21 protein-coding genes and 1 tRNA gene are annotated in these 22,855 nt (G+C 60.6%); 6 read left to right on the top strand and 16 right to left on the bottom strand.

Annotated features, from left to right (window positions below; genetic code table 11):
- Window positions 1-41 precede the first annotated feature (41 nt).
- The 5 genes from rplT to AC2A6O_RS09855 form a co-directional block, all read right to left on the bottom strand.
- On the bottom strand, window positions 42-401 hold the full coding sequence (rplT, locus tag AC2A6O_RS09875) for a 50S ribosomal protein L20 (protein ID WP_023002609.1): 360 nt from the start codon (window positions 399-401) through the stop codon (window positions 42-44).
- Window positions 402-427: 26 nt separating this feature from the next.
- Window positions 428-625 carry a 50S ribosomal protein L35 gene (gene rpmI / locus AC2A6O_RS09870; protein WP_023002610.1) on the bottom strand — a complete coding sequence of 66 codons (198 nt, stop codon included), beginning with the start codon at window positions 623-625 and terminating at the stop codon, window positions 428-430.
- Between the two features lie 375 nt (window positions 626-1,000).
- Window positions 1,001-1,993 (bottom strand): acryloyl-CoA reductase, encoded by a 993-nt coding sequence (gene acuI / locus AC2A6O_RS09865; RefSeq protein ID WP_148585706.1) that lies wholly within the window; start codon window positions 1,991-1,993, stop codon window positions 1,001-1,003.
- A gap of 25 nt (window positions 1,994-2,018) precedes the next feature.
- The gene (locus tag AC2A6O_RS09860) at window positions 2,019-2,645 is read right to left on the bottom strand and encodes a DUF1326 domain-containing protein (RefSeq protein WP_148585705.1); all 627 of its coding nucleotides are present in this window, start codon (window positions 2,643-2,645) and stop codon (window positions 2,019-2,021) included.
- Window positions 2,646-2,655: 10 nt separating this feature from the next.
- Window positions 2,656-3,468, bottom strand: a complete 813-nt coding sequence (locus AC2A6O_RS09855; protein WP_498926651.1) for a DUF2182 domain-containing protein — start codon at window positions 3,466-3,468, stop codon at window positions 2,656-2,658.
- 149 nt (window positions 3,469-3,617) lie between these two features.
- Here AC2A6O_RS09855 and AC2A6O_RS09850 point away from each other — a divergent pair, with 149 nt between their 5' ends.
- Both AC2A6O_RS09850 and AC2A6O_RS09845 read left to right on the top strand, forming a co-directional pair.
- Complete coding sequence (locus AC2A6O_RS09850; protein WP_148585704.1) at window positions 3,618-4,349, top strand: FadR/GntR family transcriptional regulator; 732 nt, start codon at window positions 3,618-3,620, stop codon at window positions 4,347-4,349.
- Between the two features lie 344 nt (window positions 4,350-4,693).
- A complete protein-coding gene (locus AC2A6O_RS09845) occupies window positions 4,694-4,840 on the top strand; it encodes a hypothetical protein (protein ID WP_153297102.1) in 147 nt (48 codons plus the stop codon).
- Window positions 4,841-5,002: 162 nt separating this feature from the next.
- Here the strand turns inward: AC2A6O_RS09845 and AC2A6O_RS09840 are convergent.
- Window positions 5,003-5,079: transfer RNA gene (locus AC2A6O_RS09840), tRNA-Arg, on the bottom strand.
- Window positions 5,080-5,392: 313 nt separating this feature from the next.
- Window positions 5,393-5,536, bottom strand: coding sequence for a hypothetical protein (locus AC2A6O_RS09835; protein WP_498926648.1), 144 nt, complete (start codon window positions 5,534-5,536; stop codon window positions 5,393-5,395).
- Between the two features lie 31 nt (window positions 5,537-5,567).
- Between AC2A6O_RS09835 and AC2A6O_RS09830 the strand changes: the two genes are divergently transcribed.
- A complete protein-coding gene (locus AC2A6O_RS09830; protein WP_498926647.1) occupies window positions 5,568-6,350 on the top strand; it encodes a hypothetical protein in 783 nt (260 codons plus the stop codon).
- Window positions 6,310-7,836 (top strand): M48 family metalloprotease, encoded by a 1,527-nt coding sequence (locus AC2A6O_RS09825; RefSeq protein ID WP_498926646.1) that lies wholly within the window; start codon window positions 6,310-6,312, stop codon window positions 7,834-7,836. Before AC2A6O_RS09830 ends, AC2A6O_RS09825 begins: the two co-directional genes overlap by 41 nt.
- 90 nt (window positions 7,837-7,926) lie before the next feature.
- Here the strand turns inward: AC2A6O_RS09825 and AC2A6O_RS09820 are convergent, their stop codons facing one another.
- From AC2A6O_RS09820 to AC2A6O_RS09800, 5 genes are all read right to left on the bottom strand, one after another.
- On the bottom strand, window positions 7,927-8,790 hold the full coding sequence (locus AC2A6O_RS09820) for an RNA polymerase factor sigma-32 (RefSeq protein WP_148585702.1): 864 nt from the start codon (window positions 8,788-8,790) through the stop codon (window positions 7,927-7,929).
- Between the two features lie 191 nt (window positions 8,791-8,981).
- Complete coding sequence (locus AC2A6O_RS09815; protein WP_148585701.1) at window positions 8,982-9,566, bottom strand: CarD family transcriptional regulator; 585 nt, start codon at window positions 9,564-9,566, stop codon at window positions 8,982-8,984.
- 456 nt (window positions 9,567-10,022) lie between these two features.
- The gene (fdxA, locus tag AC2A6O_RS09810) at window positions 10,023-10,355 is read right to left on the bottom strand and encodes a ferredoxin FdxA (RefSeq protein ID WP_148585700.1); all 333 of its coding nucleotides are present in this window, start codon (window positions 10,353-10,355) and stop codon (window positions 10,023-10,025) included.
- Window positions 10,356-10,570: 215 nt separating this feature from the next.
- On the bottom strand, window positions 10,571-10,936 hold the full coding sequence (locus AC2A6O_RS09805) for an RNA-binding S4 domain-containing protein (protein WP_498927088.1): 366 nt from the start codon (window positions 10,934-10,936) through the stop codon (window positions 10,571-10,573).
- A gap of 35 nt (window positions 10,937-10,971) precedes the next feature.
- The gene (locus AC2A6O_RS09800; protein WP_498926645.1) at window positions 10,972-14,127 is read right to left on the bottom strand and encodes a helicase-related protein; all 3,156 of its coding nucleotides are present in this window, start codon (window positions 14,125-14,127) and stop codon (window positions 10,972-10,974) included.
- 800 nt (window positions 14,128-14,927) lie between these two features.
- Between AC2A6O_RS09800 and pyc the strand changes: the two genes are divergently transcribed.
- Window positions 14,928-18,368, top strand: coding sequence for a pyruvate carboxylase (pyc, locus tag AC2A6O_RS09795; RefSeq protein ID WP_498926644.1), 3,441 nt, complete (start codon window positions 14,928-14,930; stop codon window positions 18,366-18,368).
- Between the two features lie 452 nt (window positions 18,369-18,820).
- Here the strand turns inward: pyc and AC2A6O_RS09790 are convergent, their stop codons facing one another.
- The 4 genes from AC2A6O_RS09790 to AC2A6O_RS09775 all read right to left on the bottom strand — a co-directional run bounded on the left by AC2A6O_RS09790 (window position 18,821) and on the right by AC2A6O_RS09775 (window position 21,255).
- The gene (locus AC2A6O_RS09790) at window positions 18,821-19,288 is read right to left on the bottom strand and encodes a GNAT family N-acetyltransferase (protein ID WP_498926643.1); all 468 of its coding nucleotides are present in this window, start codon (window positions 19,286-19,288) and stop codon (window positions 18,821-18,823) included.
- Window positions 19,289-19,317: 29 nt separating this feature from the next.
- Window positions 19,318-19,833 carry a DUF1697 domain-containing protein gene (locus AC2A6O_RS09785; RefSeq protein WP_498926642.1) on the bottom strand — a complete coding sequence of 172 codons (516 nt, stop codon included), beginning with the start codon at window positions 19,831-19,833 and terminating at the stop codon, window positions 19,318-19,320.
- Window positions 19,834-19,928: 95 nt separating this feature from the next.
- Window positions 19,929-20,684 (bottom strand): glutamine amidotransferase, encoded by a 756-nt coding sequence (locus tag AC2A6O_RS09780; RefSeq protein ID WP_498927086.1) that lies wholly within the window; start codon window positions 20,682-20,684, stop codon window positions 19,929-19,931.
- Window positions 20,685-20,778: 94 nt separating this feature from the next.
- Complete coding sequence (locus AC2A6O_RS09775; protein ID WP_148585695.1) at window positions 20,779-21,255, bottom strand: tellurite resistance TerB family protein; 477 nt, start codon at window positions 21,253-21,255, stop codon at window positions 20,779-20,781.
- Window positions 21,256-21,563: 308 nt separating this feature from the next.
- Between AC2A6O_RS09775 and AC2A6O_RS09770 the strand changes: the two genes are divergently transcribed.
- The gene (locus AC2A6O_RS09770; protein ID WP_498926641.1) at window positions 21,564-22,826 is read left to right on the top strand and encodes an imelysin family protein; all 1,263 of its coding nucleotides are present in this window, start codon (window positions 21,564-21,566) and stop codon (window positions 22,824-22,826) included.
- Window positions 22,827-22,855: the final 29 nt, after the last annotated feature.

Below are 22,855 nucleotides of genomic sequence, written 5' to 3'. Positions count from 1 at the left end.
CGAAGGAACCGCGTTTTTCAGATCGGATAGGGACGTCAGCCTTAAGCGGCCAGAGCACCCTGTGCCTGATCAACCAGGGCCTTGAAGGCATCCGGCTGGTTGATGGCGAGGTCGGACAGAACCTTGCGGTCGACTTCGATGCCGGCCTTGTTCAGACCGTCGATGAAGCGGCCATAGGTCATGCCGTGCTGGCGGGTTGCCGCGTTGATGCGCTGGATCCAGAGCGAACGGAAGTTACGCTTCTTGGCCTTGCGGTCGCGATAGGCGTATTGTCCTGCCTTCTCGACGGCCTGCTTGGCAACGCGGATGGTGTTCTTGCGGCGGCCATAATAGCCTTTTGCTGCCTTGATTACTTTTTTGTGGCGAGCGTGGGCGGTAACGCCCCGTTTGACGCGTGACATTTAGGTGATCTCCTTCGGGGCTGGCTTTAAGCGTAGGGCAGGAACTGCTTCACGATCTTTGCATCCTGATCGCTCAGCGTGGTGGTGCCACGGGCGTTGCGGATGAACTTGTTCGTGCGCTTGATCATGCCATGACGCTTGCCGGCCTGCGCGGTCTTCACCTTGCCGGTCGCGGTCACTTTGAAGCGCTTTTTGGCGCCGGACTTCGTCTTCAGCTTGGGCATTTTGCATCCTTTCCTTGGTGCATCCGTTCAGAACGAATACTCTTTTGTTGGTGCATTCAGAGCCGACACGGCATGCCCTTGGTTGTCGAAAACGGTCTGTGCAAGAACACAGAAATCCAGTCCACGACGAGCCGGACGACTCTGGACCGGGCGCTTATATGGGAGCTTTCCCCCGAATGCAACCGGTTTCCGCGCCTTTATCGTGGTTTCAGCCACGCATCGGCCGGGTGGCCCCGCGACCAAATCAGAAGCTACGGAGGTGCGTGGCCGGAGGGCGAATGAAGGTGCGGGGGTGATCGACTTTTCAAAACCGGGCTGCGGCGCACCAAATGCTAACCCGGGCAGACCCATTGTCCACCCGGGCCGCGAGCTGTGTCAGGCATTCACATCGACGACGACGCGGCCTTTGACCTGGCCTTTCAGAATATCGGCGCCGAGTGCCGGCAGGTCTTCCAAGGTTGCCGGATGGATCATCGCTTCCAGCTTGTCCATCGGCAGGTCCTTTGCCAGCCGTTCCCAGGCTTTCAGGCGGCCGTCATAAGGCTTCATGACGCTGTCGATGCCCAGAAGGTTGACACCGCGCAGCAGGAACGGAATGACCGTGGCCGGCAGATTGGCGCCGCCCGCAAGGCCGACGGCGGCAACCGAAGCGCCGTATTTCATCTGGCCGAGAACCCGCGCCAACATCGGGCCGCCAACGGCATCGACGCAGCCTGCCCAGGTTTCGCTTTCCAGCGGACGCTTGACCGTTTCGGCCACATCATCACGCGGCACCACGCTGGCAGCGCCAAGGGACTTCAGATAATCCCAGGTGCTTTCCCGCCCGGTGACGGCGGCAACTTCATAGCCAAGATTGGCCAGAATGGCGGTTGCCACGGAGCCGACGCCACCAGCCGCACCGGTGACCAGCACCGGGCCGTTTTCCGGCTTCAGGCCGTGTTCCTCAAGCGCCATCACCGCCAGCATGGCCGTGAAGCCTGCTGTACCAATCGCCATGGCGTTGCGTGTGGTCAGGCCTTCGGGCAAGGGCACCAGCCATTCGCCCTTGACGCGCGCCTTCTGGCTATAGCCGCCCCACCAGGCCTCGCCGACGCGCCAGCCGGTCAGCACCACCTTGTCGCCCGGCTTGTACCAGTCGTCGGAGCTTTCCTCGACCGTGCCGGCAAAGTCGATGCCGGGCACATGCGGATAGTTTCTGACCAGACCGCCGCCCGGTCCAAGGCACAGGCCGTCCTTGTAGTTGAGCGTGGAATATTCCACGGCAACGGTAACGTCGGCTTCCGGCAACCGGCTTACGTCGATGGTCTCTATCGCGGCGTGGGTTTTGCCGTCTTCGTCCTTGTCGACAATCAGTGCCTTGAAGGTCATGAGATATTCCTTTTTCTCTGCGGTTTCAGGCAGCGGCTTCCGCCGCCGGGCCGGACCAGTCGATCTGACAGATTTCAGCACTTCTGCCGTCAAAATCCCAGACCCTGCCGTAAGCGCGCACGCGCCCTTGCGTGGCAGTTGCCACCGTGATGTCCGAACCCATCCAGTATTCGGTGTTCTTGACGACAATATCCTCGTCGGGATTGGCACCGCGCACGGGCTCCACCTCGCCCTTGATCGCCTTGCCGACGATCAGGCGGCGTTTCTTGCCTTCGTTGGTGTAGGAGACCGGGGCCCGTTCGGCGCCCAGAAACTCGCTGACCAGAACCCGGAACAGGCCGGTGGTGCCCTTGGCCTGACCGGAGAAGATCCTGATCAAGCCGTCATAGGCCGCTTCGCTGGCGCGCTCGTCGATATAGGCGGCGGCCTTCCAATTGCCACGGGCCATCAGGCCGGGAATTTCCAGAACCAGGCCAACATTGAGGCCGGACAGATCCTCACCCTCGTAATGGCCTTCGTCGATGCGCACCCCGGCCCAGGCCTGGCAATAGCCTTCAGTGGGCGGATGCTGGCCGAGCGATACCACGCAGGGGCAGAAGACGGTGCAATTGCAGTTGAGGATCAGCTCCCCGCGGATGGCCCAGCCAGACATGGTTTTCTCCCTATATGGTTATTGGCAATAACGGCAGAACCAGAACAACCAGTCCGGCCAGAATGAGGAAAACGCCGAGGGGCGCGGTTAGTTTCGCGCCGATGTCGGGAAGCTTTTCCAGCGTCATCAGCACCATGGCGAGCCCCATGAAGGCGAGGTTCATGGTGCCGGCGACAAAGGCAAGCAGCATCAAGGCCCAGCAGCAGCCAAGGCAGACGGCGCCAAGCCTGAGGCCAAGCACCAGCCCGCCCCGGGGCCCCGGCTGCCAATGGCTGAAGAAGAAGGTCAGTGGGTTCTGGCAGGAACTGAGGCAGGCCTGCTTGAGCCGGCTGAACTGATAGGCGCCCGCAAGCAGCAGCAGGGCTGCGTTCAACGAACTGGAAACGGACTTGCCTGACGGATCGAGCAGGGTCTGCCCCGCCAGCCAGACCTGAAGAGCTCCGGCCAGAACGGAAAATCCAAGCCAGACGGCCAGATAGCCGCCCACCAGAGCAGCCAGTGGCAGGCTGCCGGCGTCGGCCGTTTGCGTGAGCTGCGCATAGGTTCGAAAGGCGGGAAAGGCCGTTGGCGCCATCATCGCCAGGGTCATCAGGGCCCACATGAGGACGGCAGCTTTGAAGCCTGCCGTGGCGGCCGTCGCCGAGCAGAGCGACAGGAACGCCTCCAGCGGCTGTCCGAAGGGCGCTGTGAGCGGCAGGCCCGCCGTTTCCCGCAAGGCCCCCGCCTGCATGGCGAACAGCACGGCCCAGGCCGCCAGAATGGCGGCGTAAAAGGTCAGCCAAAGCGCTCTGTGGCCAGGCATGAGCCGCGCGACGGTGTCCACCCGATCCTCCCGATGTATTTTCGCCTAGGCTGCGGGGGCGGTTCGTAAAAGTCAAACATTTAATTGTCAGACATTTAAACAATTCGTTTGACCGTGTCGGGCCGTCTCTTTAGGTTTGCCGGTGTTCAGGCGAAAATGCGGAGGTTCTGTTGGCGATTGAATTCAACACGATTCAAAAAGAGGGCCTTTCGGTCCAGATCGCCAATGCCATCCGCAATGCCATTCTGGAAGGCCGTCTTGCGGGCGAAGAGCGCCTGCCGAGCGAAGCCGACCTGGCTGAGCGCTTCGGCGTATCGCGCTCAACGGTGCGCGAGGCGCTGAAACGGCTTGCTGCGCAAAACCTCATTCGCAGCGAACGCGGCTCCTCCGGCGGGGCTTTCGTCAACCGGATGACCTGGGCCGAGGCGCAGGACAACCTGATGACGACCACGCGGCTTCTCATCGGCATGAACAACATTCCTCTGGAAGACGCCATCGAGGCCCGCTTCGCACTGGAAGCCGCCGCTCTGCCGCTGGCGGCGGAAAAACGCACCGACGAACAGCTTGCCGAGCTTGCCCGCGAAATTTCCCGCCAGAGAGATCACGATACGAGCGATGAGGATTTCTGCGCGTCGGACGTCGCATTTCACTCGGCCGTCGCAAGAGCAACGGACAACCCGATTCTGATCTTCCAGTTGTCTGCCGCCTTTGAGGCGATGCAGCCGCTCATGAACATGCTGGTTTACCGGCTGCGCGACCGCGAACGGATTGCCGACCTGCATCAGGCCCTGGCCGATGCGCTGGCAGCGCGAGACAGCGCCGGGGCAGCGCAGCACCTGGACGCCCTGTCAGCCTATACGCGGGAACTGGCAGCGCAAAGGCGCAAGCCGCGCAGCGCATAACATCCGTTTGAGGCCTTTCCTGTCCTTGCCAGTGCATAACGGGCGTCTGTTTCAGTGGTCCTTCGGCCTGAACACGTCGCAGTGTCAGAAGGTTATCGCATAGGTAACTTTACGGCATTGCCGGATCTCATCCTAAAGTCTAATATAGACGAAAGTCGAATTTAGAATCGTGGCGGGTTTTCCTCCCGCGTTTGCCGAAACAGACGCCGGATCCACCACTCTTCAAAAAGGTCGGCTTTTGTGCGCCCTGGCACATCCGGCCGGGTGCGCTGGTCCGAACAGGCCCCGCATCTGCAGTTGAATCTGCACTGGCAGAGGCGGTTTTTACTTTAGGGAGAAGTGCCATGAAATTCTGGAGCATCGCCGTCGTCGCCATGATCCTCGCCGGCGTCGCCGCTACAAAGGCCACGAACCCAAGCCAGGCCCTGACCGACAGTTCCGTCGCCACGGGCATCCCGGTCACGACGCTGTACACTCCGGTCACGCCCTAAGGCCAGCGACACTTTAGCAGCGCAGACGCCTTAAGCCTGCGCGCGCGAACCTGTTTTTATACAAGTTGCTTCAGCTGCATTCCCTGCGCGCAGCCTTTTATCCGGCCTTGAGCGGTCTATGCTCGGCCGGTCTTCGTCTCACATGATGACTTTTTGAAAAACTGGTGACCCCGGCGCGATTCGAACGCGCGACCCTCAGATTAGGAATCTGATGCTCTATCCTGCTGAGCTACGGGGCCTTATTGCGGTCGATTAGCACGATTTGACGTCCGTGGCGAGCCCTGGCTGAAACAGACTGTGGGCTCCGGTGGGGATTGTTTCAGGTGCGGGCAGGGGCAAGGGGGAACGCTGCTGCGCTGCGGGGAGCGTCGTGCTGGTCTCCTTATTTTTACTGCCGTTTTATCCCCCTGTCTTGGACTTGCCTTATTCGCTGCTTAGCAGTTTGGTCCGTCGTGACCGCTTTCTCAGCCTTGCCCGGTGCCATGCATGCTGCCGGGTGGTGGATCTTGCCCCGTCTGCTTGCAGGCGGTGCCGTGGGAGACGTTCGCGCCATCAGGTGAAGGGATCGGACGTGCCGAGAGGGCGACTGACAGCTGGTTGGATGAAGGCCGTGCGGGTGAACAGCTTGCGCGCGGCGGGCGTTGCGTTTTGCGCCTGTATTGCGAGCACTTTGGCCGCACCGACAGTCTTTGCCACTGAGCAAGCACCGCAGCCGCCGTTGGAGCCGATGAAGACGGTGGCCGCCTGCGCCGGAGGGCCGGAAAAAGCTGTTCCCGTGACATATGACAGCGAGGAATCCCTGTTTGTCTCCGCTTCCGGTGAGCGCTTTTTTGCAGGCGATATCCAGATGCCGGCGTCAGAACAGGCGGACGGACAGGATGACGGCAACGACAGCTTGCAGGCCTATCTGGAAGGGCGACCGGACCTTGAACTGACGGCGGCACCGGCAGGGCCGGAAAACCGCTGGGGACTGACGCCCGGTTGGGTGTTCGATGTGTCTGGTGACGGCACCACGCTTCTGCAGGCGGAGCTTTTGGGGGCCGGTGTTGCCATCTTCGCGCCGGATCACGCAGGTGCAGCCTGCGCGGATGCGTTGCGGGCCGCAGAAGCACAGGCCAGCCAGGCCCGGGAAGGCCTGTGGGGGAAGACCACGCCGCGTCTTGTTTATTCCACTGCCGCACCGAAGTCTTTCAGCGGCGCTTCCGGGCACTATGTTATTGCGAGAGGGCGAATTGTTTCTCTTGGAAAAACACGCAGCACCCGTTATCTGAACTTCGGCAATTACTGGAAAACGGATTTCACGGTTACGTTGAAGGCCTCGGACGAGGATGAGGTCAACGCGGCCCTCGGGCGGTCCGGCTGGACGCTGGATACCCTGGAAGGACAGGTTGTCGAAATACGCGGCTCCGTCCAGGACCGGGACGGACCGTCTATGGTGCTCCGGCATCCGGAGCAACTGGTGGTACTGAATGACAAAAGGGCAGGACGTGACGGCCAAAGCAGCAACTGATTTCCGTCAGCCGGCATGTTTGCCCGCACGGCGCGGCCTGCGCCGGGGCTGGCTGCGCACCCTTGTTGCAGGCGGGGCCGCGCTTCTGGTGGCGTCCTGCCAGTTCCTTGGCGATGGCCCAACCGTCGGCACGGTGACGCCGGGTACCCTGCGCCCCAACCTTGCAGCCGATATCGGCGAGCGCGAACATCCGCGCGTGGTGGCCACCTATGGCGGTGTCTACAAGGACGCCGGGGCGGAGCGCGCTGTTGCCAGCGTTGTCGGCCGGCTGGTGGCGGCATCGGAAGACCCCTCGCAAAGCTACAAGATCACCATCCTGAATTCCCCGGCCATCAACGCCTTCGCACTTCCGGGCGGCTATCTGTACGTTACGCGCGGGCTGCTGGCCCTTGCCAACGACACGTCGGAAGTCGCCGCCGTGCTGGCGCACGAAATGGCCCATGTGACAGCCAACCACGCGATCAAACGCCAGCAGCGCGCCGAAGCCAAGCAGCTTGCCAACAAGATCCTGACCGATGTCGTGCAGGACAGCGAAGCAGCCCGCAAGGCAATCATCTCGTCGCAGCTTTCCTTCGCCCGCTTCAGCCAGGTGCAGGAGCTTGAGGCTGACGATATTGGCGTGAAGACGCTGGCAAGAGCCGGGTTCGATCCCTATGCCGCTGCCCGGTTCCTGCGTTCCATGGCGGCCTTTGCCCAGTATCAGTCCGCCGACAAGTCGGCCTCGGCTGCGCCGGACTTCCTGTCGTCGCACCCCTCTACGCCGGAACGGCTGCAGATCGCCATTCGCGCGGCCCGGCAGATCGGGGCCCCTGGCATCGGCGAGCGCGACCGCACCCGCTATCTCAGCCAGATTGACGGCATGTTGTTCGGTGATGACCCGCTGGAAGGGTTCGTCCGTGGCCGTTCGTTCCTGCACAAGGCACTTGGCATCAGTTACACCGTGCCATCCGGCTACATTCTAGAAAACACGCCCGAAGCGGTGCTGGCCAGCAATGGCTCCGGCACGGCGATCCGCTTCGACGGTGCCGATGTCAGCGGCTATTCCAGCCTGCGCGAGTATATGAACTCCGGCTGGATCAACGGGCTTCTGTCTGAAAGCGTGCGCGAAACGACGATCAACGGACTGCCGGCGGTGACCGGGGCGGCCATCACCCAGGGCTGGTCCTTCCGCATTGCAGTGGTCCGGATCGGCAAGACAGGGTATCGCTTCATCTTCGCCAGCCGTTCGCCCAACGACACGTTCGACCGTGATTTCCACCAGACGGTGGAAAGCTTCAAGCAGCTTTCGCCCACGGAGCGCGCCCGGCTGCGTTCGCTCCGGATCAAGGTCGTCAACTCCAAGCCGGGCGACACGCCGCGGAAACTGGCCATCGGCATGAGCGGTGTCGAGCCGTCACGGCGTCTGGAATTTTTCTCCATCCTGAACGACCTAAACCCCAATCAGGCGATTCCGGCCGGCACGGCCATCAAGCTGATCGTCGACTGACGTCCTGCCCGGCAGGCAGCTTGTGCACCTCAAAAAAAGGCGGACCAAAAGGCCCGCCTGTCAGAGGTTACTTGGAGGAGTTGGAGGTCGTCAGGTGCTGTAGGCGGCCCGGTCGGGCTGTGCTGCCAACAGGGCGGATTTCAGTTTTTCCATGGCCCGGCTTTCGATCTGGCGCACGCGTTCCTTGGAAATGCCGAGTTTCACGCCAAGCGATTCCAGTGTGGCGCCATCTTCCGACAGACGCCGTTCGCGCACGATTTTCAGTTCGCGTTCGCTGAGAACCTCCAGCGCGGAGGAGAGCCAGCGCTGGCGGCGTTCGGTATCGATGCTGACCGTCACGATTTCGTCCGGAAGCGGAGCGTCGGACACGAGAAAGTCCTGGCGGTCGGCGCTGGAGCCTTCGCTGTCGGCCACCGGGGCGTTCAGGGATGTGTCCGGGCCCGACAGGCGGGCGTTCATCAGCGCAACGTCGGACTGTTTGACGCCGATGGCATCGGCGATCTTCTGGTGGAGTTCACTGTCGGTAAGCGGTGTCTGATTGCCGGAGAGCTTTGCGCGCAAGCGTCGCAAGTTGAAGAACAGAGCTTTCTGGGAGGAGGAGGTGCCACCGCGAACGATCGACCAGTTGCGCAGGATGTAATCCTGAATGGAGGCGCGGATCCACCACGTGGCATAGGTGGAAAAGCGGACTTCCCGTTCCGGTTCGAATCTGGCGGCCGCCTCCAGCAGGCCCACATGACCTTCCTGGATCAGGTCACCCAGTGACAGACCGAAGTTGCGGAAGCGCGAGGCGACGGCAATGACGAGACGCATGTGCGACAGAGACAGTTTCTCCAGCGCTTTTTCATCCCTTTGGTGGCGCCAGCGTATCGCCAGCTCCAGTTCCTCCTCACGCGTGAGATAGGGCGCTTTCATTGCAGCTCTGACCAGTTGACGTTTTTCGCTCTGGGACATGATCGACGCTCCGATATGTTATCGGGGGAAATACGTACCGAAGCGTAGGGTAGATCACTTATCGTTTCCGTTGGGACAGTTTTTGCACACTTTCGCGTGAACAAGGTGATCACATGCAGCTTTAAAGCGAAAAAAGGGCCCGGATTTCTCCGGGCCCTCGTTGTTTTCGTCGTTCGGAAGGTGCGCCTGGTTTAAGCGGCTTCTTCCTTGTCCTCGTCTTCTTCCGCTGCAGCTTCTTCAGCTGCCTTGATGCGGCTCGGAGATTTTGCCAGGTTCTGCTCAATCTGCTTGACCGCTTCGGTTTCGGAACATTTGTTCACTGCCGCGATTTCGCGGGCCATACGGTCGAGCGCAGCTTCGTAGAGCTGGCGTTCGGAGTAGGACTGTTCCGGCTGCGTGTCGGAGCGGAAAAGATCGCGGACCACTTCAGAGATCGCGATCAGGTCGCCGGAGTTGATCTTGGCTTCATATTCCTGAGCGCGGCGGCTCCACATCGTCCGCTTCACGCGCGGGCGGCCACGAACGGTTTCAAGAGCCTTCTTGACGGCCGCAGGGTCGCCAAGCTTGCGCATGCCGACGGAGGCAATCTTTGCCACCGGGACACGAAGGGTCATCTTGTCCTGTTCAAAAACGATCACGAGCAACTCCAAAGAGTGACCTGCAACCTTCTGCTCTTCAATGGCGGTAATCTGGCCGACGCCATGCGACGGATAAACAATGTACTCGCCTGTTTTGAAACCTTGGCGCTGCGCGGTCTTTTTGGTGTTCGTTGCCATACTCGTATTTTCTCCTGCGCAGTTGGCGGTCCGGGTTCGGACCGAAAACGGACCGCGGTGCGGTCCCCTGTTCTTATGCGACACGTACCCCGCAGTGCGATCCACAATGGAACGCCTGTTGATATGCGGCGTGTCAGGGCTGGTCAGTCGACGATTTCCACTCTAGAACCTTGATCAGTCATATGAGCTGCGTGGAGCTTGCCCTGTCCGGTTGTTCAGGTCCGGGACAGTTTTCGAAGACTCCGTTTTGGGGGTTATTCTCGTGGTTGGCGACTATCTTCCATGTGTACCACACTTTTGTGGAAAATTAAAGTACTGAGCTTTGCTGGTGCTAAAACAGCACAATGGCCCTGCCCGATCGCCCCGGGCAGGTGCCTGAAAATGATGGAAGAATCGCTGTTTTAAGCAGTTCTCGTTTGTCTTGCGGCAGTCTGCCGCACTAGCCGTTTGCGCGAATCAAGCTGCAGGATTCGGCGAAAAGAACTTTTCAAACTTGTTTTCCTTGCCGTCAAATTCTTCAGCGTCCGGCAACGGATCTTTTTTCTCGGTGATGTTCGGCCACTTCTCGGAGTATTCGGCGTTGACCTCGATCCATTTTTCGAGGCCGGGCTCCGTGTCCGGCAAAATCGCCTCCGCCGGGCATTCCGGCTCGCAGACACCGCAGTCGATACATTCGTCCGGGTTGATGACGAGGAAATTCTCGCCTTCGTAGAAACAGTCTACCGGGCAGACTTCAACACAGTCGGTGTATTTGCATTTGATGCAATTGTCCGTGACGACGTAGGTCATCGCTATCCTCATTCGGCGCCGGGCGGCCTGCAGCCGTTTTGCGCAAGGCCCTGGCGGTCAGTTTCGTGCCGCTCTTGCAAAGAAAGCGCACGTATAACGTCTGGTGCAGATGTTGGGTATCGCTTTTGTCAAACGGGCGCAAGCGCTCTGGATGACGCAGTCCGGGCCGGAAAGAGAAAGTTTTTCTGTTTTCACGCCTTTGGCGGGAAACAGCGTCAGTCGCCGCTGCGGAACGCGTCTATTTTTCGCCGCTCACGCTTGGTCGGGCGGCCGGCACCGGCGTCGCGCCGTGCGGGCGCTGGAGGCGGCGGTGCATCCTTCGGCGGCGGTGGTGGCGACAGGTCCTCGTACAGCTTGCGGGCTTCTTCATAGGGGCCGCGTCTGGTGCCGAGGGCAAGGATCTTCAGAATGAGGATGCGGCGCTCAAGGCCAATTGTCAGAACATCGCCGGTCCGCACTGTCTTGCTGGCGGAATCGATCTTGTCCTTGTTCAGCCGCACACGGCCGGACGTCGCCAGCTTCTGGGCAAGGGAACGGGATTTTGTGACCCTGGCGTACCAGAGCCACTTGTCGATGCGCAGGCTGCCACCGGCAGCAGTGTCGTCAGGCGCAGGAATTACTTCTTGTCCTTGTTGTCCATGTTCGCCTTCAGGGCCATCAGGGCCGCGAAGGGCGAGTTCGGATCAATCGGTTTGTCCCTTGGGGCCTTGTCGCGGCGGTTGCCGCCGTCAAAGCCCTTCTGGCCGCCATGACCACCGCGGCCCCGGCCCTCGCCTTTCGGTCCGCCCTTGCCGTGGCGCTTCTCGCCCTGACCACCTTTCGGGCCATGGCCCTGACCTTGACCCTGGCCCCGGCGATTGTCACCGCCGCGGCGCTGGTCCTGACGGCCGCGCGGACGGCGGTCGTGCCGGCCCGGACGCCAGATCTCGATGGTCACGGTTTCCAGCTCTGCTTCGCCTTCGGCCGCTTCGCCGTCTGTCTTCGCTTCCGGTGCTGCTTCCGCAGTGGCGGTGTCCGCAGATGCTTCAGCGGGTGCATCTTCGGCCGTTGCTTCCGCCGCGCCGTCAGCCGATTCTGCGGCCTCTGTCGCAGGCGCTTCATCAGCGGCAGGTTCTTCTGCGGGGGCTTCAGCGCTTTCCGTCGTGGCAGGTTCGGCCACTGCATCCGCAGCAGGCGTCTCGTCTGCGGCAGCCTCCGCGGGGGCAGCAGCTTCAGCAGGAGCCTCTTCTGCGGTTGCAGCTGTCTCTGCTGCCGGCGTTTCCGTGGCAGCTTCCGCCGCCGGTTTGGCTGCGACGGGCCGCTGCACTTCCTTGGTTTCGGACCGGTAGCCGAGTGACTTCAATACGGCGGCAAAGTCTTCGCCGGCGCATCCAAGCAGGGAGGTCATGGCAACGGTGACGGTGAAGCCGCCTCCGGTTGCAACCGCGCCTTCCGGCGGGCTGACTTCCGCATCAAGCGGCTTCCAGGCGATCAGCGGACGGATCAGATCGGCCAGGCGTTCCAGAATGTCGACGCGAACGGCACGCGGGCCGCACACACGGAAACCGACAACCTTGTAAAGGGCCTTGTCGATGGTCTCGTCTACCGGGATGGACGTGCGGCCGGAGGCGGAGAGCTGCGGCAGCTCGGCCATGCCGTTCATGTCCAGCGAGCCGTGTTTCAGCGCCCAGAGCTGCGCCAGAAGCTGGCTCGGGGCCGGCTTCAGCAGGGCTGGCACGAACACGGTGTAGGCGCCGAAGCGGATGCCGTGCTTGCGCAGGCTGGCGCGCATGTCCTGGTCGAGCTGGCGGATTTCGTCGGAGGCTTCCTGGCGTTCCAGAATGCCGAGACCTTCAACGATGCGGAACGCGATTCCGCGGGCAAGGCCTTCCAGCCCTTCGCCGGCTTTCAGGTCCACAAGCGGTTTCAGCAGTGTATCGATCTGCGCCTTGACCCACAGGTCCAGCCGCGTCTGCACGTTGTCGCGCGCCGGGCCGGTCAGGTGTTCGTCCGCCAGCAGCAGAACAATCGGTGCCAGCACCTCTTCCCCGGCAACAAGCTTTGCCACGGGTTCACCGCGCCAGCGGATCACGGCTTCGGACGTCAGCACGAAATCGGAGTTGTCGGACTTGCCGAGCTTGTCCGCGCGGGACTCGATTTCGGTGGTCAGGGCTTTTTGCGCGGCGGCACGCACGGTCTTGCCGTCCGGGCCTTCTGCTGCCGCGTCAGGGGCAAACCGGAAGCCAAGCAGATTTCCGATGTGCTGACCTTCCACGAGCACATCTCCGCTCGATGTAATTTCCGCTTCCAGCATTGCGTTCTCTCTCAAACGTCGCATCAATACACTTGTACGCCGATCCACGAACCGCTGCGTGAGCCGCTCGTGAAGGGCGTCAGATAGTTTGTCTTCTATGTCGCGCGTCTCGCCCTGCCAGTGAGCCGGATCGGCCAGCCAGTCGGGACGGTTGGCGACATAGGTCCATGTCCGGATATGTGCAATCCGGTTTGCGAGAGTGTCGATATCACCATCTGTGCGGTCTGCGAAGGCCAATTGACGCGAGAACCAGTCATTGGCAATCGCATTGTCCTGCATCAGGTGCGTGTAAATGGTGTTCAGCAACTCTGCGTGGTTCGCCGGGGCGATCTTACGATAGTCGGGGACCTGACACACGTCCCATAGCAATTCGACCGCTTTTTCGCCCTTTGCCATGCCGGATATTGCGGGATCGCGCAATAAATGTTCAAGAGCGGTGATATCGTCCCCGATGGGCGCCCTGGCGAGACCCTCTTCCCGAGGCACCAGGTCGAGGCTGGCACGCAAGGTGTTTGCCGACGAAAAATCCAGCGCACTGTTGCGCCATTGCAGCACTTTCAGGCTCTCGAAGTGGTGACTTTCGATCTGTTCGACCAGATCGTCGTCCAGCGGATCGACCCGTCCGGTCACGCCGAAGGTGCCGTCCTTGGTGTGACGGCCGGCCCGTCCGGCGATCTGGCCCATCTCCGAAGCGGTGAGCTGGCGGTACTGGTAGCCGTCGTATTTGCGGTTGCCGGCAAAGGCGATGTGATGGACGTCGAGGTTCAATCCCATGCCAATGGCGTCGGTCGCCACCAGATGATCGACATCGCCGTTCTGGAACAGTTCCACTTGCGCATTGCGGGTGCGTGGGCTCAGCGAGCCGAGCACCACGGCAGCACCGCCGCGCTGGCGACGGATGAGCTCCGCGATGGAATAGACCTCATCCGATGAAAAGGCGACGATGGCGGAGCGCGCCGGCAGGCGTGAGACTTTCTTGGAGCCCGCATATTCCAGCACCGACATGCGCGGCCGTGTAACCACGTTGAGGCCGGGTAGCAGCTTTTCCAGCAGTGGGCGGGCGGTCGCCGCACCCAGCAGGAGTGTTTCCGACTGGCCGCGCACATTCAGGATGCGGTCGGTAAAGACGTGGCCGCGATCAAGGTTCCCGGCAAGTTGCACCTCGTCGATGGCGACGAAATCCGTCTTCAGGTCCAGCGGCATGGCTTCAACCGTCGACACCCAGAAGCGCGGGTTCTTCGGGACGATCTTCTCCTCGCCGGTGATCAGCGCAACGGCGTCCGGACCGGCCCGGTCCGCCACACGGTTATAGACTTCGCGTGCGAGCAGGCGCAGCGGCAGCCCTATCAGCCCGGAAGGCTGGGCCAGCATGCGCTCGATAGCGAGGTGGGTCTTGCCGGTGTTGGTCGGTCCGAGCACGGCCGTCACTGTGCGGGACCGGGCAGACGGCGGCAGCGGCAGGGTCTGGGGACGGGGCATGGGGAGGCTTGTGATCGGCTTTCTTCGGATCGGCGCAAACGAGCGGCGCCTATATCTGGTACCGCGTGTCTAGCACAGCCGGGGCGGGCATGTCCTTATTCTTTTGGCCCGCGGCCGGGTTTTTGACGGTTGGAAAAATGTTGTGGAGAACGACTCTGGAACAAACCGAAACCGAATCGGCGACTCCGGACGATTCAGGATTTGTTCCCTACGACATGTGGTTTCATGCGTCGGTCGAGACACCAAATCCTGAATCTGGTCAAAAGGTTGAGTCGATTTGGCCGTGCGGTGCTGATTTGGGTCGAAACGCTGTCAATGATTAATTTTCAGGAAATGCGCGCTCGCACTTGCAGGCCCATGGCGTTTACCCGGGCACACAGGGTGAACGAATCCCGTCCGAATCGCTGATTCAATCAGGTTGCGGATTTGTTCTCACAAGATCTAGTGGGTTTGCTGAAGGTTTCCGTCTAACCGGACGTCGCGTCTGTCGGTGCTTTTGTGGCGTCTGACAGGAATGTGTCCCGAAATGGTTCGCGGTTGCCGTTAGGGGTTTTTTGCTGGCAACGGCCGCTGTTTCGACGGTCCGATTGCTGCGCCGCACATTTTTTGAAAAGGTTGGAAGACTCTGGATTTAAATCGAATTAATGTTCCTTTTCCATCGGTTACGGGTGCGGGCGCAAAAGTTTTGTCCAGGCTGAAAACGGGACATGGCGTCCGGCTCTTTTCAAGAGCTTCCGACCAAAGTAGAAATCTTGCCGAAACAGGCTTTTGTTTTGCGCAAAAAATGGGGGAGAAGGCGTTTGGCGATAACAAAAATTCTCGTTGCGAACCGGTCTGAAATCGCGATCCGGGTGTTCCGTGCGGCCAACGAACTGGGCATGAAGACCGTTGCGATCTATGCCGAGCAGGACAAACTGGCATTGCACCGGTTCAAGTCCGACGAGGCCTATCAGGTCGGCAAGGGGCTCGGCCCCATCGAAGCCTACCTCTCCATCGACGAGATTATCCGGGTTGCCAAACTCTCCGGCGCAGATGCCATTCACCCGGGTTACGGCCTTTTGTCCGAAAGCCCCGAGTTCGTGGATGCCTGCGAGGAAGCGGGCATCACCTTCATCGGACCGAAGTCGGAAACCATGCGCCGTCTGGGCAACAAGGTTGCCGCCCGCAATCTGGCCATCGAGGCCGGTGTGCCGGTGATGCCGGCAACGGATCCGCTGCCGGACGATGTTGAAGAGATCAAGCGCAAGGCCGCCGAAATCGGCTATCCGGTCATGCTCAAGGCGTCCTGGGGCGGCGGCGGCCGCGGCATGCGGGTCATTCCGGACGAGGCGACCCTGGCGAAGGAAGTTCTGGCGGCCAAGCGCGAAGCCATGGCGGCTTTCGGCAAGGACGAGATCTATCTGGAGAAGCTGGTTCAGCGGGCACGCCACGTCGAAGTGCAGATCCTGGGCGACGGCGAGAACGTGGTTCATCTGTTCGAGCGCGATTGTTCCATTCAGCGCCGCCACCAGAAAGTGGTCGAGCGCGCTCCCGCTCCGTATCTGTCGGCAGAAAAGCGGGCGGAGCTTTGTGAATACGGACTGAAAATCGGCCGGGCGGTGAACTATCGCGGTGCCGGAACGGTTGAATTTCTGATGGATGCCGACACCGGTGAGGTCTACTTCATCGAGGTGAACCCTCGGGTGCAGGTGGAACACACGGTGACGGAAGAGGTCACCGGTATCGATATCGTCCAGGCGCAGATCAAGATCTGCGAAGGCGAGAAAATCGGCACGCCGGAAAGCGGCGTTCCCTCCCAGGACCAGATCCAACTTCACGGCCATGCCCTGCAGTGCCGTATCACGACCGAAGACCCGGAGCAGAACTTCATTCCGGATTACGGCCGCATCACTGCCTATCGCGGGGCGACCGGCTTCGGCATCCGTCTGGACGGCGGTACGGCGTACTCCGGTGCGGTCATCACCCGCTTCTACGATCCGCTTCTGGAAAAGGTCACGGCCTGGGCCCCGACAGCGGAAGATGCCCGCAAGCGCATGGACCGCGCCTTGCGCGAGTTCCGTATCCGCGGTGTGGCCACCAACCTGGTGTTCCTGGAGAACATCATCACCCACGCCGACTTTCAGGCGAATAACTACACGACCCGTTTCATCGACGAGACACCTGCCCTGTTCGAGCAGACCAAGCGGCAGGACCGGGCGACCAAGCTCCTGACCTATGTCGCCGATGTGTCTGTAAACGGGCACCCGGAAACAAAGAACCGCGCGCGTCCGCCAAAGGATGTGGCAGCGCCGGTCATCCCGGTTTTCGGCGATGACAAGCCCTCCGGCACACGCCAGTTGCTGGACGACCTGGGGCCGAAGGGCTTTGCCGGCTGGATGAAGGACCAGAAACGGACGCTGGTGACCGACACGACCATGCGTGATGCGCACCAGTCGCTGCTGGCAACCCGCATGCGTACCCACGACATCGTCAACATCGCAGACGCCTATGCAGCCGGCCTGCCCAGCCTGTTCTCGCTGGAATGCTGGGGTGGGGCGACCTTCGACGTCGCCATGCGCTTCCTGACCGAAAGCCCGTGGGAGCGCCTGCACAAGATCCGCGAAAAGGCGCCGAACATCCTGCTGCAGATGCTGCTGCGGGGCTCCAACGGTGTCGGCTACACCAACTATCCGGACAATGTGGTCAAGTATTTCGTCGCGGAAGCTGCGGAAAACGGCATTGACCTCTTCCGCGTGTTCGACTGCCTCAACTGGGTGGAGAACATGCGCGTTTCCATGGACGCGGTTCAGGAAGCGGGCAAGCTTTGTGAAGGCGTGCTGTGTTACACCGGCGACATGCTGGACAGTGCCCGGCCGAAATACGACCTCAAGTACTATGTCGGCCTTGCCAAGGAACTGGAAGCTGCCGGTGCGCATATCCTGGGCCTCAAGGACATGGCCGGCCTCCTGAAGCCGGAAGCCGCCAGGGTTCTGATCCGGACGTTGAAACAGGAAGTCGACCTGCCGATCCATTTCCACACGCACGATACATCGGGCATTGCAGCGGCCACTGTTCTGGCGGCGGTCGAAGCGGGTGCCGATGCGGTGGATGCGGCCATGGACGCGCTGTCCGGCCTGACGTCTCAGCCGTGCCTCGGCTCGATCGTGGAAGCCTTGCGCGGGTCTGAGCGCGATACCGGTCTTGACGCCAAGACGATCCGCCAGATCTCGTTCTACTGGGAAGCCGTGCGCACCCAGTACCGGGCCTTCGAAAGCGACCTGCGCTTCGGTGCGTCGGAGGTCTATCTGCACGAAATGCCGGGCGGCCAGTTTACCAACCTCAAGGAACAGGCCCGTTCACTCGGACTGGAAACCCGCTGGCACGAGGTGGCGCAGGCCTATGCCGACGTCAACATGATGTTCGGCGATATCGTCAAGGTGACACCGTCCTCCAAGGTTGTTGGCGACATGGCGCTGATGATGGTCAGCCAGGGGCTGAGCGTGGAAGAGGTGAAGGACCCGGCCAAGGACGTGGCGTTCCCCGATAGCGTCGTCAACATGCTTCACGGCGACCTCGGCCAGTCTCCCGGCGGATGGCCGGAAGCGCTTCAGAAAAAGGTGCTGAAGGGCGAGGCCCCGATTACCGTTCGTCCCGGCTCGCTGCTGAAAGATGCCGATCTGGATGCGGAGCGCAAAGCTGTTTCCGAGAAGACCGGCCAGGACGTCAGCAACACCGAGCTTGCCTCCTATCTGATGTATCCGAAGGTGTTCACGGACTTCGACAAGGCCCAGCAGCAATACGGTCCGACGTCCGTCTTGCCGACCCCGGTCTACTTCTATGGTCTGGAGCCGGGCGATGAGATCTCCGTCGATCTGGAAGCGGGAAAGACGCTGGTGATCCGCTGTCAGGCAATCGGCGAAACCGACGTGAAGGGCGAGAAAAAGGTCTTCTTCGAGCTCAACGGCCAGCCGCGCATCATCAAGGTGCCGGACCGCGCCCACGGCGCCACCGGCGCTGCCACGATGCGCAAGGCCGAGGACGGTAACACCGCCCATGTCGGCGCGCCGATGCCGGGCGTGATCTCCACCGTTGCGATCACCGCCGGACAGGACGTGACCGCAGGCGATGTGCTGGTCTCCATCGAGGCCATGAAAATGGAAACCGCGCTCCACGCCGAACGCGATGGCAAGATCAAGGAAGTCCTGGTTTCGACGGGGTCCCAGATCGACGCCAAGGATCTTCTGGTGGTCTTCGAAAGCTAGGACGCAGGCGATAGCATTGGCCAAAAGCCGCCCGGAGCCATTCCGGGCGGTTTTTTGTTTCCTTCTCGCCGGTCATTCCGGACACGTGAGGCTGCAGCCGAACGCAGGTCCGGAACCCGAACATGATCCGTGTTGCAAACGCGGCCCTATTCTAAATCGGGTGTTCGCTGCGCTCACGCTGATATCCGGATTCCGGATCGGCGTGCAGCGATGCTGCACTTGTCCGGAATGACGGTGGAGGTGGCGGGAGACGGCATTTGGGCAATCTCTTGCCGCGCTCTTTGAAAGGCCGCAGATACCACTTGTCATCCCGGGCGAAGCGTAGCGCAGACCCGGGACCCAGGACGACCGGGCAAGGATGATTTGGATGCGGCCGCGTCGTTTCCCAAGGCGCCGCTGGAGTTTCTTCGAATTTTGTCGAGGACGTTGTTCGGAATTTCGGCAAGCGAAGGCTAAAGCCGATTCGACAGTCCAACCTTCTCGAGTTCAACCTTCAGGATCGGGTCGAAACTGATCTGCCGCGACTCTTCCCGGTATCCGAGGTGACGATAAAGCCTGAAGGCGCGGGTGTTGAGCGCGGCGACCTGGATGTGGGCGACGGTGTGACCGCGACTGCGGATTTCTGTTTCCAGCGCATTGACCAGGGCAGAGCCAACACCGCGCCCTTCGAACGCCGGAGCAACCCAGATGTCGGAAATAGTGTCGTCTGTGTGTTCGCAGGCGCCGATGCCGACAGGGTCGCCGTTGATTGTCGCGACGATTGCTGCAGGGCCGAGTGTTTTCAGGAAAGGGAGGAAAGGGTTGTTATCGACAATCTCCTGTCGAACGTGCAGCGGGACAAGGGTCGCTATGCCGCGCAGCCAGGCCTCCAGGCCGATGCGCGCCAAAGGCTCCGTTTCCTCGGGCCGTGCAACGTGCATGAGAATTTCCGGGCGTTCCATATCATGCCTCACACCCGTTCCCGTGCCAGATCCAGCAGTTTGCGGACGGTGTTGAGGTTTCGGGCCGTGCCCTGCTTCAGCGCGGGGAGTTTCAGTTTGGAGCGGCCGGAGCCTTTGGGATAATGGACGATGATTTCACGGCCAAGAACGATGGCTTCCTCGCCATCAGGTGCCACCATGGCGTCCAGCGCATCGGACGGCGCGTCTTTGGCAAGAAAGGTCACCAGAACGCGGTTTGGCTCTGCGTCCGGAAACGGCATTTGCGCGTAAAGGCTTTCCAGCTCGGAGAGGCTTCTGAGAACGACGCCGGGCGTCTTGCCGAAGTAGCTGGTAAGGGCTTCTGTCAGCCGGTCCAGAACATCCACCGCCGTCATGTCGGTTTCGAAGACGAGATTACCGCTCTGGATATAGGTGGCAGCGTTCTGAAGGCCGATGTTTTCGGCCATTGCCCGCAAGTCCGCCATCGGCAGCTTGCCGGTTCCGCCGACATTCACGGCCTGCAGCAGGGCGACAAAAACAGTCATCGGTTGTTCCGGACAGGTTCAGGTGAAATTCGGATATGCGAAGCGGAGGGCTGCTGTCAGCAGCGGGAGGTCGTCGGCCGTACAAGCGAGGCGCGCTATTCCGCAGCCTTCATCACATCATGGCGCACCGGAGCGGCGGCCGTGCCGATCCAGAGGTTCAGAAAGCGGTCGAGCCATTTTCTGACGGCGGGATCGTAGACGAAGCGGCCGGCGAAATGATCTCGGCGTTTCTGTGCGCCGGGCAATTCCATGCGCGGTGCGCCCTTGGTCGTCCAGCGGACCATCATCTGGTGGGTCAGTTCCGGGTGAAACTGGATACCATAGGCGCAAGAGCCGACGCGGATCGCCTGGTTGGGGTAAGTCGGTCCGGACGCCAGCAGATCGGCACCACGGGGCAGGTCAAAACCTTCCCGATGCCACTGATAAACCTTTTTCGGCCAGTCCATCAGGGATTTGCCGGCTTCGGTCGGCTGCAGAGGGTAGTAACCGATCTCCACCAGACTTTCCTGGTGGCCGGAAACCGTGCCGCCCATATGCTTGACCATCATCTGGGCGCCAAGGCAAATGCCGAGAAAGGGTTTGCCTTCGGCAAGCGGTACGCCGATCCAGTCGATTTCCTTTTGAAGGAAGGCATCCGGGTCGTTGGCACTCATCGGGCCACCGAAGATAACGGCGCCGGCATGATTTTCCATCGTGTCGGGCAGCAGGTCGCCGAACCGTGGCTTGCGAATGTCGAGCGCGAAGCCGCGCTTTACAAGCTCAAGACCCACCCGCCCGGGCGAGGAATGCTCCTGATGCAGGACAATCAGAACTTTCGGTCGGTTCTTCAAGGGATCGGACTGAAAAAGCATGGACTTAATATGAGGCAGGTCGGTGTGAAAATCGAGTCCCGTTGCCTCATCATCCTGCATAAATACGCATCCCTGCTGATTATAGCATGGGCGGTCAGTCGCCTTCGTGGGTTTCCGGAGCCGTCTGGGCAACCTTGTGACGCAAGTTCATCCGGTCGCGCGTGGAGACGCCCAGAAGTTCGGCGACCCGCCAGATGGTGTTGTCCTCAAACTCGTGGACGTGGCCGTCGGCATAAACGATTTCCCACATCATCTCGACAATGCCGAGGCGCTCTTCCTCATCGGTGGTGCGTTTCAGTACCGAGGTAAAGCCGTAAAGATCGACCGCTTCCTCGTCGCGCTGCTTGGCAGCGGCAATCAGTTCGGTGGTCTCTTTGTCTGAAAGATCATAATGGCTGCGAAGGATTTCGCGCAGCTTCGCGCTTTCGCTTTCCTCGATCACGCCGTCAATATCGATCAGGTGAAAAAGCAGGGCCGCGGCGGCCAGACGCTTGTCGTCTTCGGCGAAGGTCTTTTCTCCGCTGTCGCCTAAGGTGAGTTCCCGGACAAAGCTTTTCAGCGCATTGAGCATGTCTGTCATTCCTGTTGCATGGCCCCCCAAACAGGCCCGTTTTATTGCTATACCATTCCCTCTTTTCCATCAAAGGGTTGTTGTCGGCATTCGGCCTCCGGACATGGGAAGAAAATCCGGCATTTCCAAGTCAACTTTTTGGAATTGTTCTAAACTATTGATTTTTTTGGAATTATAACTTGACTTTCTGCCTCATGAAATGTTTTCCATCTCCATGTTGGACGTGGTTACACGTCGCAAAATCATTCGGGTTTCGCCCAGGGCAGGTCCATGCGCACCGGGGGCGGCACAGTTTACGGGATGGATCTATGAATACTTTCAAGCTTGGCCTTCTGGCGGCTTCCGCTCTTTTCGTCACACCGGCACTGGCCGCGACGCCTTCCGATATCCTGTCGACCTACGGCGACATCGCACAGGCAGAATATGCGGACTCGCTGGCAACGGCGAAGACGCTCAAGACCGCCATCGACAAGCTGGTGGCCGAGCCGACCGAAGCAAACCTGGAAGCGGCGCGCGCCGCCTGGAAGGAAGCGCGCGTTCCCTATCAGCAGACCGAAGCCTACCGGTTCGGCAATGCCATTGTCGACGACTGGGAAGGCAAGGTGAACGCCTGGCCGCTCGATGAAGGCCTCATCGACTATGTCGATACGTCTTATGGCGATGAATCGGAAGAAAACGACCTCTACGTCGCCAACGTGATTGCCAATCCGTCGCTCAAGGTGGGCGGTGAAACCATCGATGCCACCGAAATCACGCCAGACCTTCTTGCGGATACGCTGCAGGAAGCCGGTGAAGTGGAAACGAATGTGGCCACCGGTTATCACGCCATCGAATTTCTGCTGTGGGGTCAGGACCTCAACGGCACCGATGCGGGTGCGGGCAACCGGCCGGCGACCGACTTCGATCCGGCCAATTGCACCGGCGGCAACTGCGAACGCCGCATCCAGTATCTGCAGGCTGCAACCGATCTGCTGATTTCCGATCTTGGTGAAATGGCCGCTGCCTGGGCTCCGGACGGAGCTGCTCGCGAGGAACTGGCCAGCAAGGGTGAAGCCGGTGGGCTTGCCACCATTCTGACTGGCATGGGCTCTCTTTCCTACGGTGAGCTGGCTGGCGAGCGCATCAAGCTTGGGCTCATGCTGCATGATCCGGAAGAAGAGCATGACTGCTTCTCCGACAACACCCACATGTCGCACTACAACGACGTAGTCGGTATCCGGAACGTCTATTTCGGGTCTTATGAGAGCCCGGTCGGCAACGATGTGTCCGGTGCGTCCCTGGCCGATCTGGTAGCGGAAAAGGATCCGGCGCTGGCCAAGGAAATGAAGACGAAACTCGACGCCACGCTGGCGGCTTTCGAAGCCATGAAGGCGCGGGCCGAAGGCGGTGAAGCCTATGACCAGATGATTGGCGAAGACAACGAAGAGGGCAACGCCGTCGTGCAGGCAGCCGTGGATGCCCTGGTCGACCAGACTGCTTCCATCGAACGTGTCGTGAAGGTGCTTGACCTCGACGGTATCGCGTTCGAAGGCTCCGACAGCCTGGACAATCCAGGTTCCGTTTTCGAATAATCAAACAAATCGTCGGGCGGCTTCGGCCG

Source organism: Labrenzia sp. ATLA3 (assembly GCF_057180185.1).
The sequence above is the reverse complement of the archived record's forward strand: the minus strand, read 5'-3'. Positions and strand labels throughout refer to the sequence as shown.

Bases quoted from the DNA above. Each gene is read 5' to 3' on its own strand.
- AC2A6O_RS09770 (WP_498926641.1), top strand. From the start codon at position 21,564: ATGAATACTTTCAAGCTTGGCCTTCTGGCGGCTTCCGCTCTTTTCGTC.
- fdxA (WP_148585700.1), bottom strand. From the start codon at position 10,355: ATGACCTACGTCGTCACGGACAATTGCATCAAATGCAAATACACCGAC.
- AC2A6O_RS09820 (WP_148585702.1), bottom strand. From the start codon at position 8,790: ATGTCCCAGAGCGAAAAACGTCAACTGGTCAGAGCTGCAATGAAAGCG.
- AC2A6O_RS09785 (WP_498926642.1), bottom strand. From the start codon at position 19,833: ATGACTGTTTTTGTCGCCCTGCTGCAGGCCGTGAATGTCGGCGGAACC.
- AC2A6O_RS09780 (WP_498927086.1), bottom strand. From the start codon at position 20,684: ATGCTTTTTCAGTCCGATCCCTTGAAGAACCGACCGAAAGTTCTGATT.
- AC2A6O_RS09790 (WP_498926643.1), bottom strand. From the start codon at position 19,288: ATGCACGTTGCACGGCCCGAGGAAACGGAGCCTTTGGCGCGCATCGGC.
- rplT (WP_023002609.1), bottom strand. From the start codon at position 401: ATGTCACGCGTCAAACGGGGCGTTACCGCCCACGCTCGCCACAAAAAA.
- AC2A6O_RS09860 (WP_148585705.1), bottom strand. From the start codon at position 2,645: ATGTCTGGCTGGGCCATCCGCGGGGAGCTGATCCTCAACTGCAATTGC.
- AC2A6O_RS09800 (WP_498926645.1), bottom strand. From the start codon at position 14,127: ATGCCCCGTCCCCAGACCCTGCCGCTGCCGCCGTCTGCCCGGTCCCGC.
- AC2A6O_RS09775 (WP_148585695.1), bottom strand. From the start codon at position 21,255: ATGCTCAATGCGCTGAAAAGCTTTGTCCGGGAACTCACCTTAGGCGAC.
- AC2A6O_RS09815 (WP_148585701.1), bottom strand. From the start codon at position 9,566: ATGGCAACGAACACCAAAAAGACCGCGCAGCGCCAAGGTTTCAAAACA.
- acuI (WP_148585706.1), bottom strand. From the start codon at position 1,993: ATGACCTTCAAGGCACTGATTGTCGACAAGGACGAAGACGGCAAAACC.
- rpmI (WP_023002610.1), bottom strand. From the start codon at position 625: ATGCCCAAGCTGAAGACGAAGTCCGGCGCCAAAAAGCGCTTCAAAGTG.
- AC2A6O_RS09825 (WP_498926646.1), top strand. From the start codon at position 6,310: ATGACAAAAGGGCAGGACGTGACGGCCAAAGCAGCAACTGATTTCCGT.
- AC2A6O_RS09830 (WP_498926647.1), top strand. From the start codon at position 5,568: ATGAAGACGGTGGCCGCCTGCGCCGGAGGGCCGGAAAAAGCTGTTCCC.
- AC2A6O_RS09845 (WP_153297102.1), top strand. From the start codon at position 4,694: ATGAAATTCTGGAGCATCGCCGTCGTCGCCATGATCCTCGCCGGCGTC.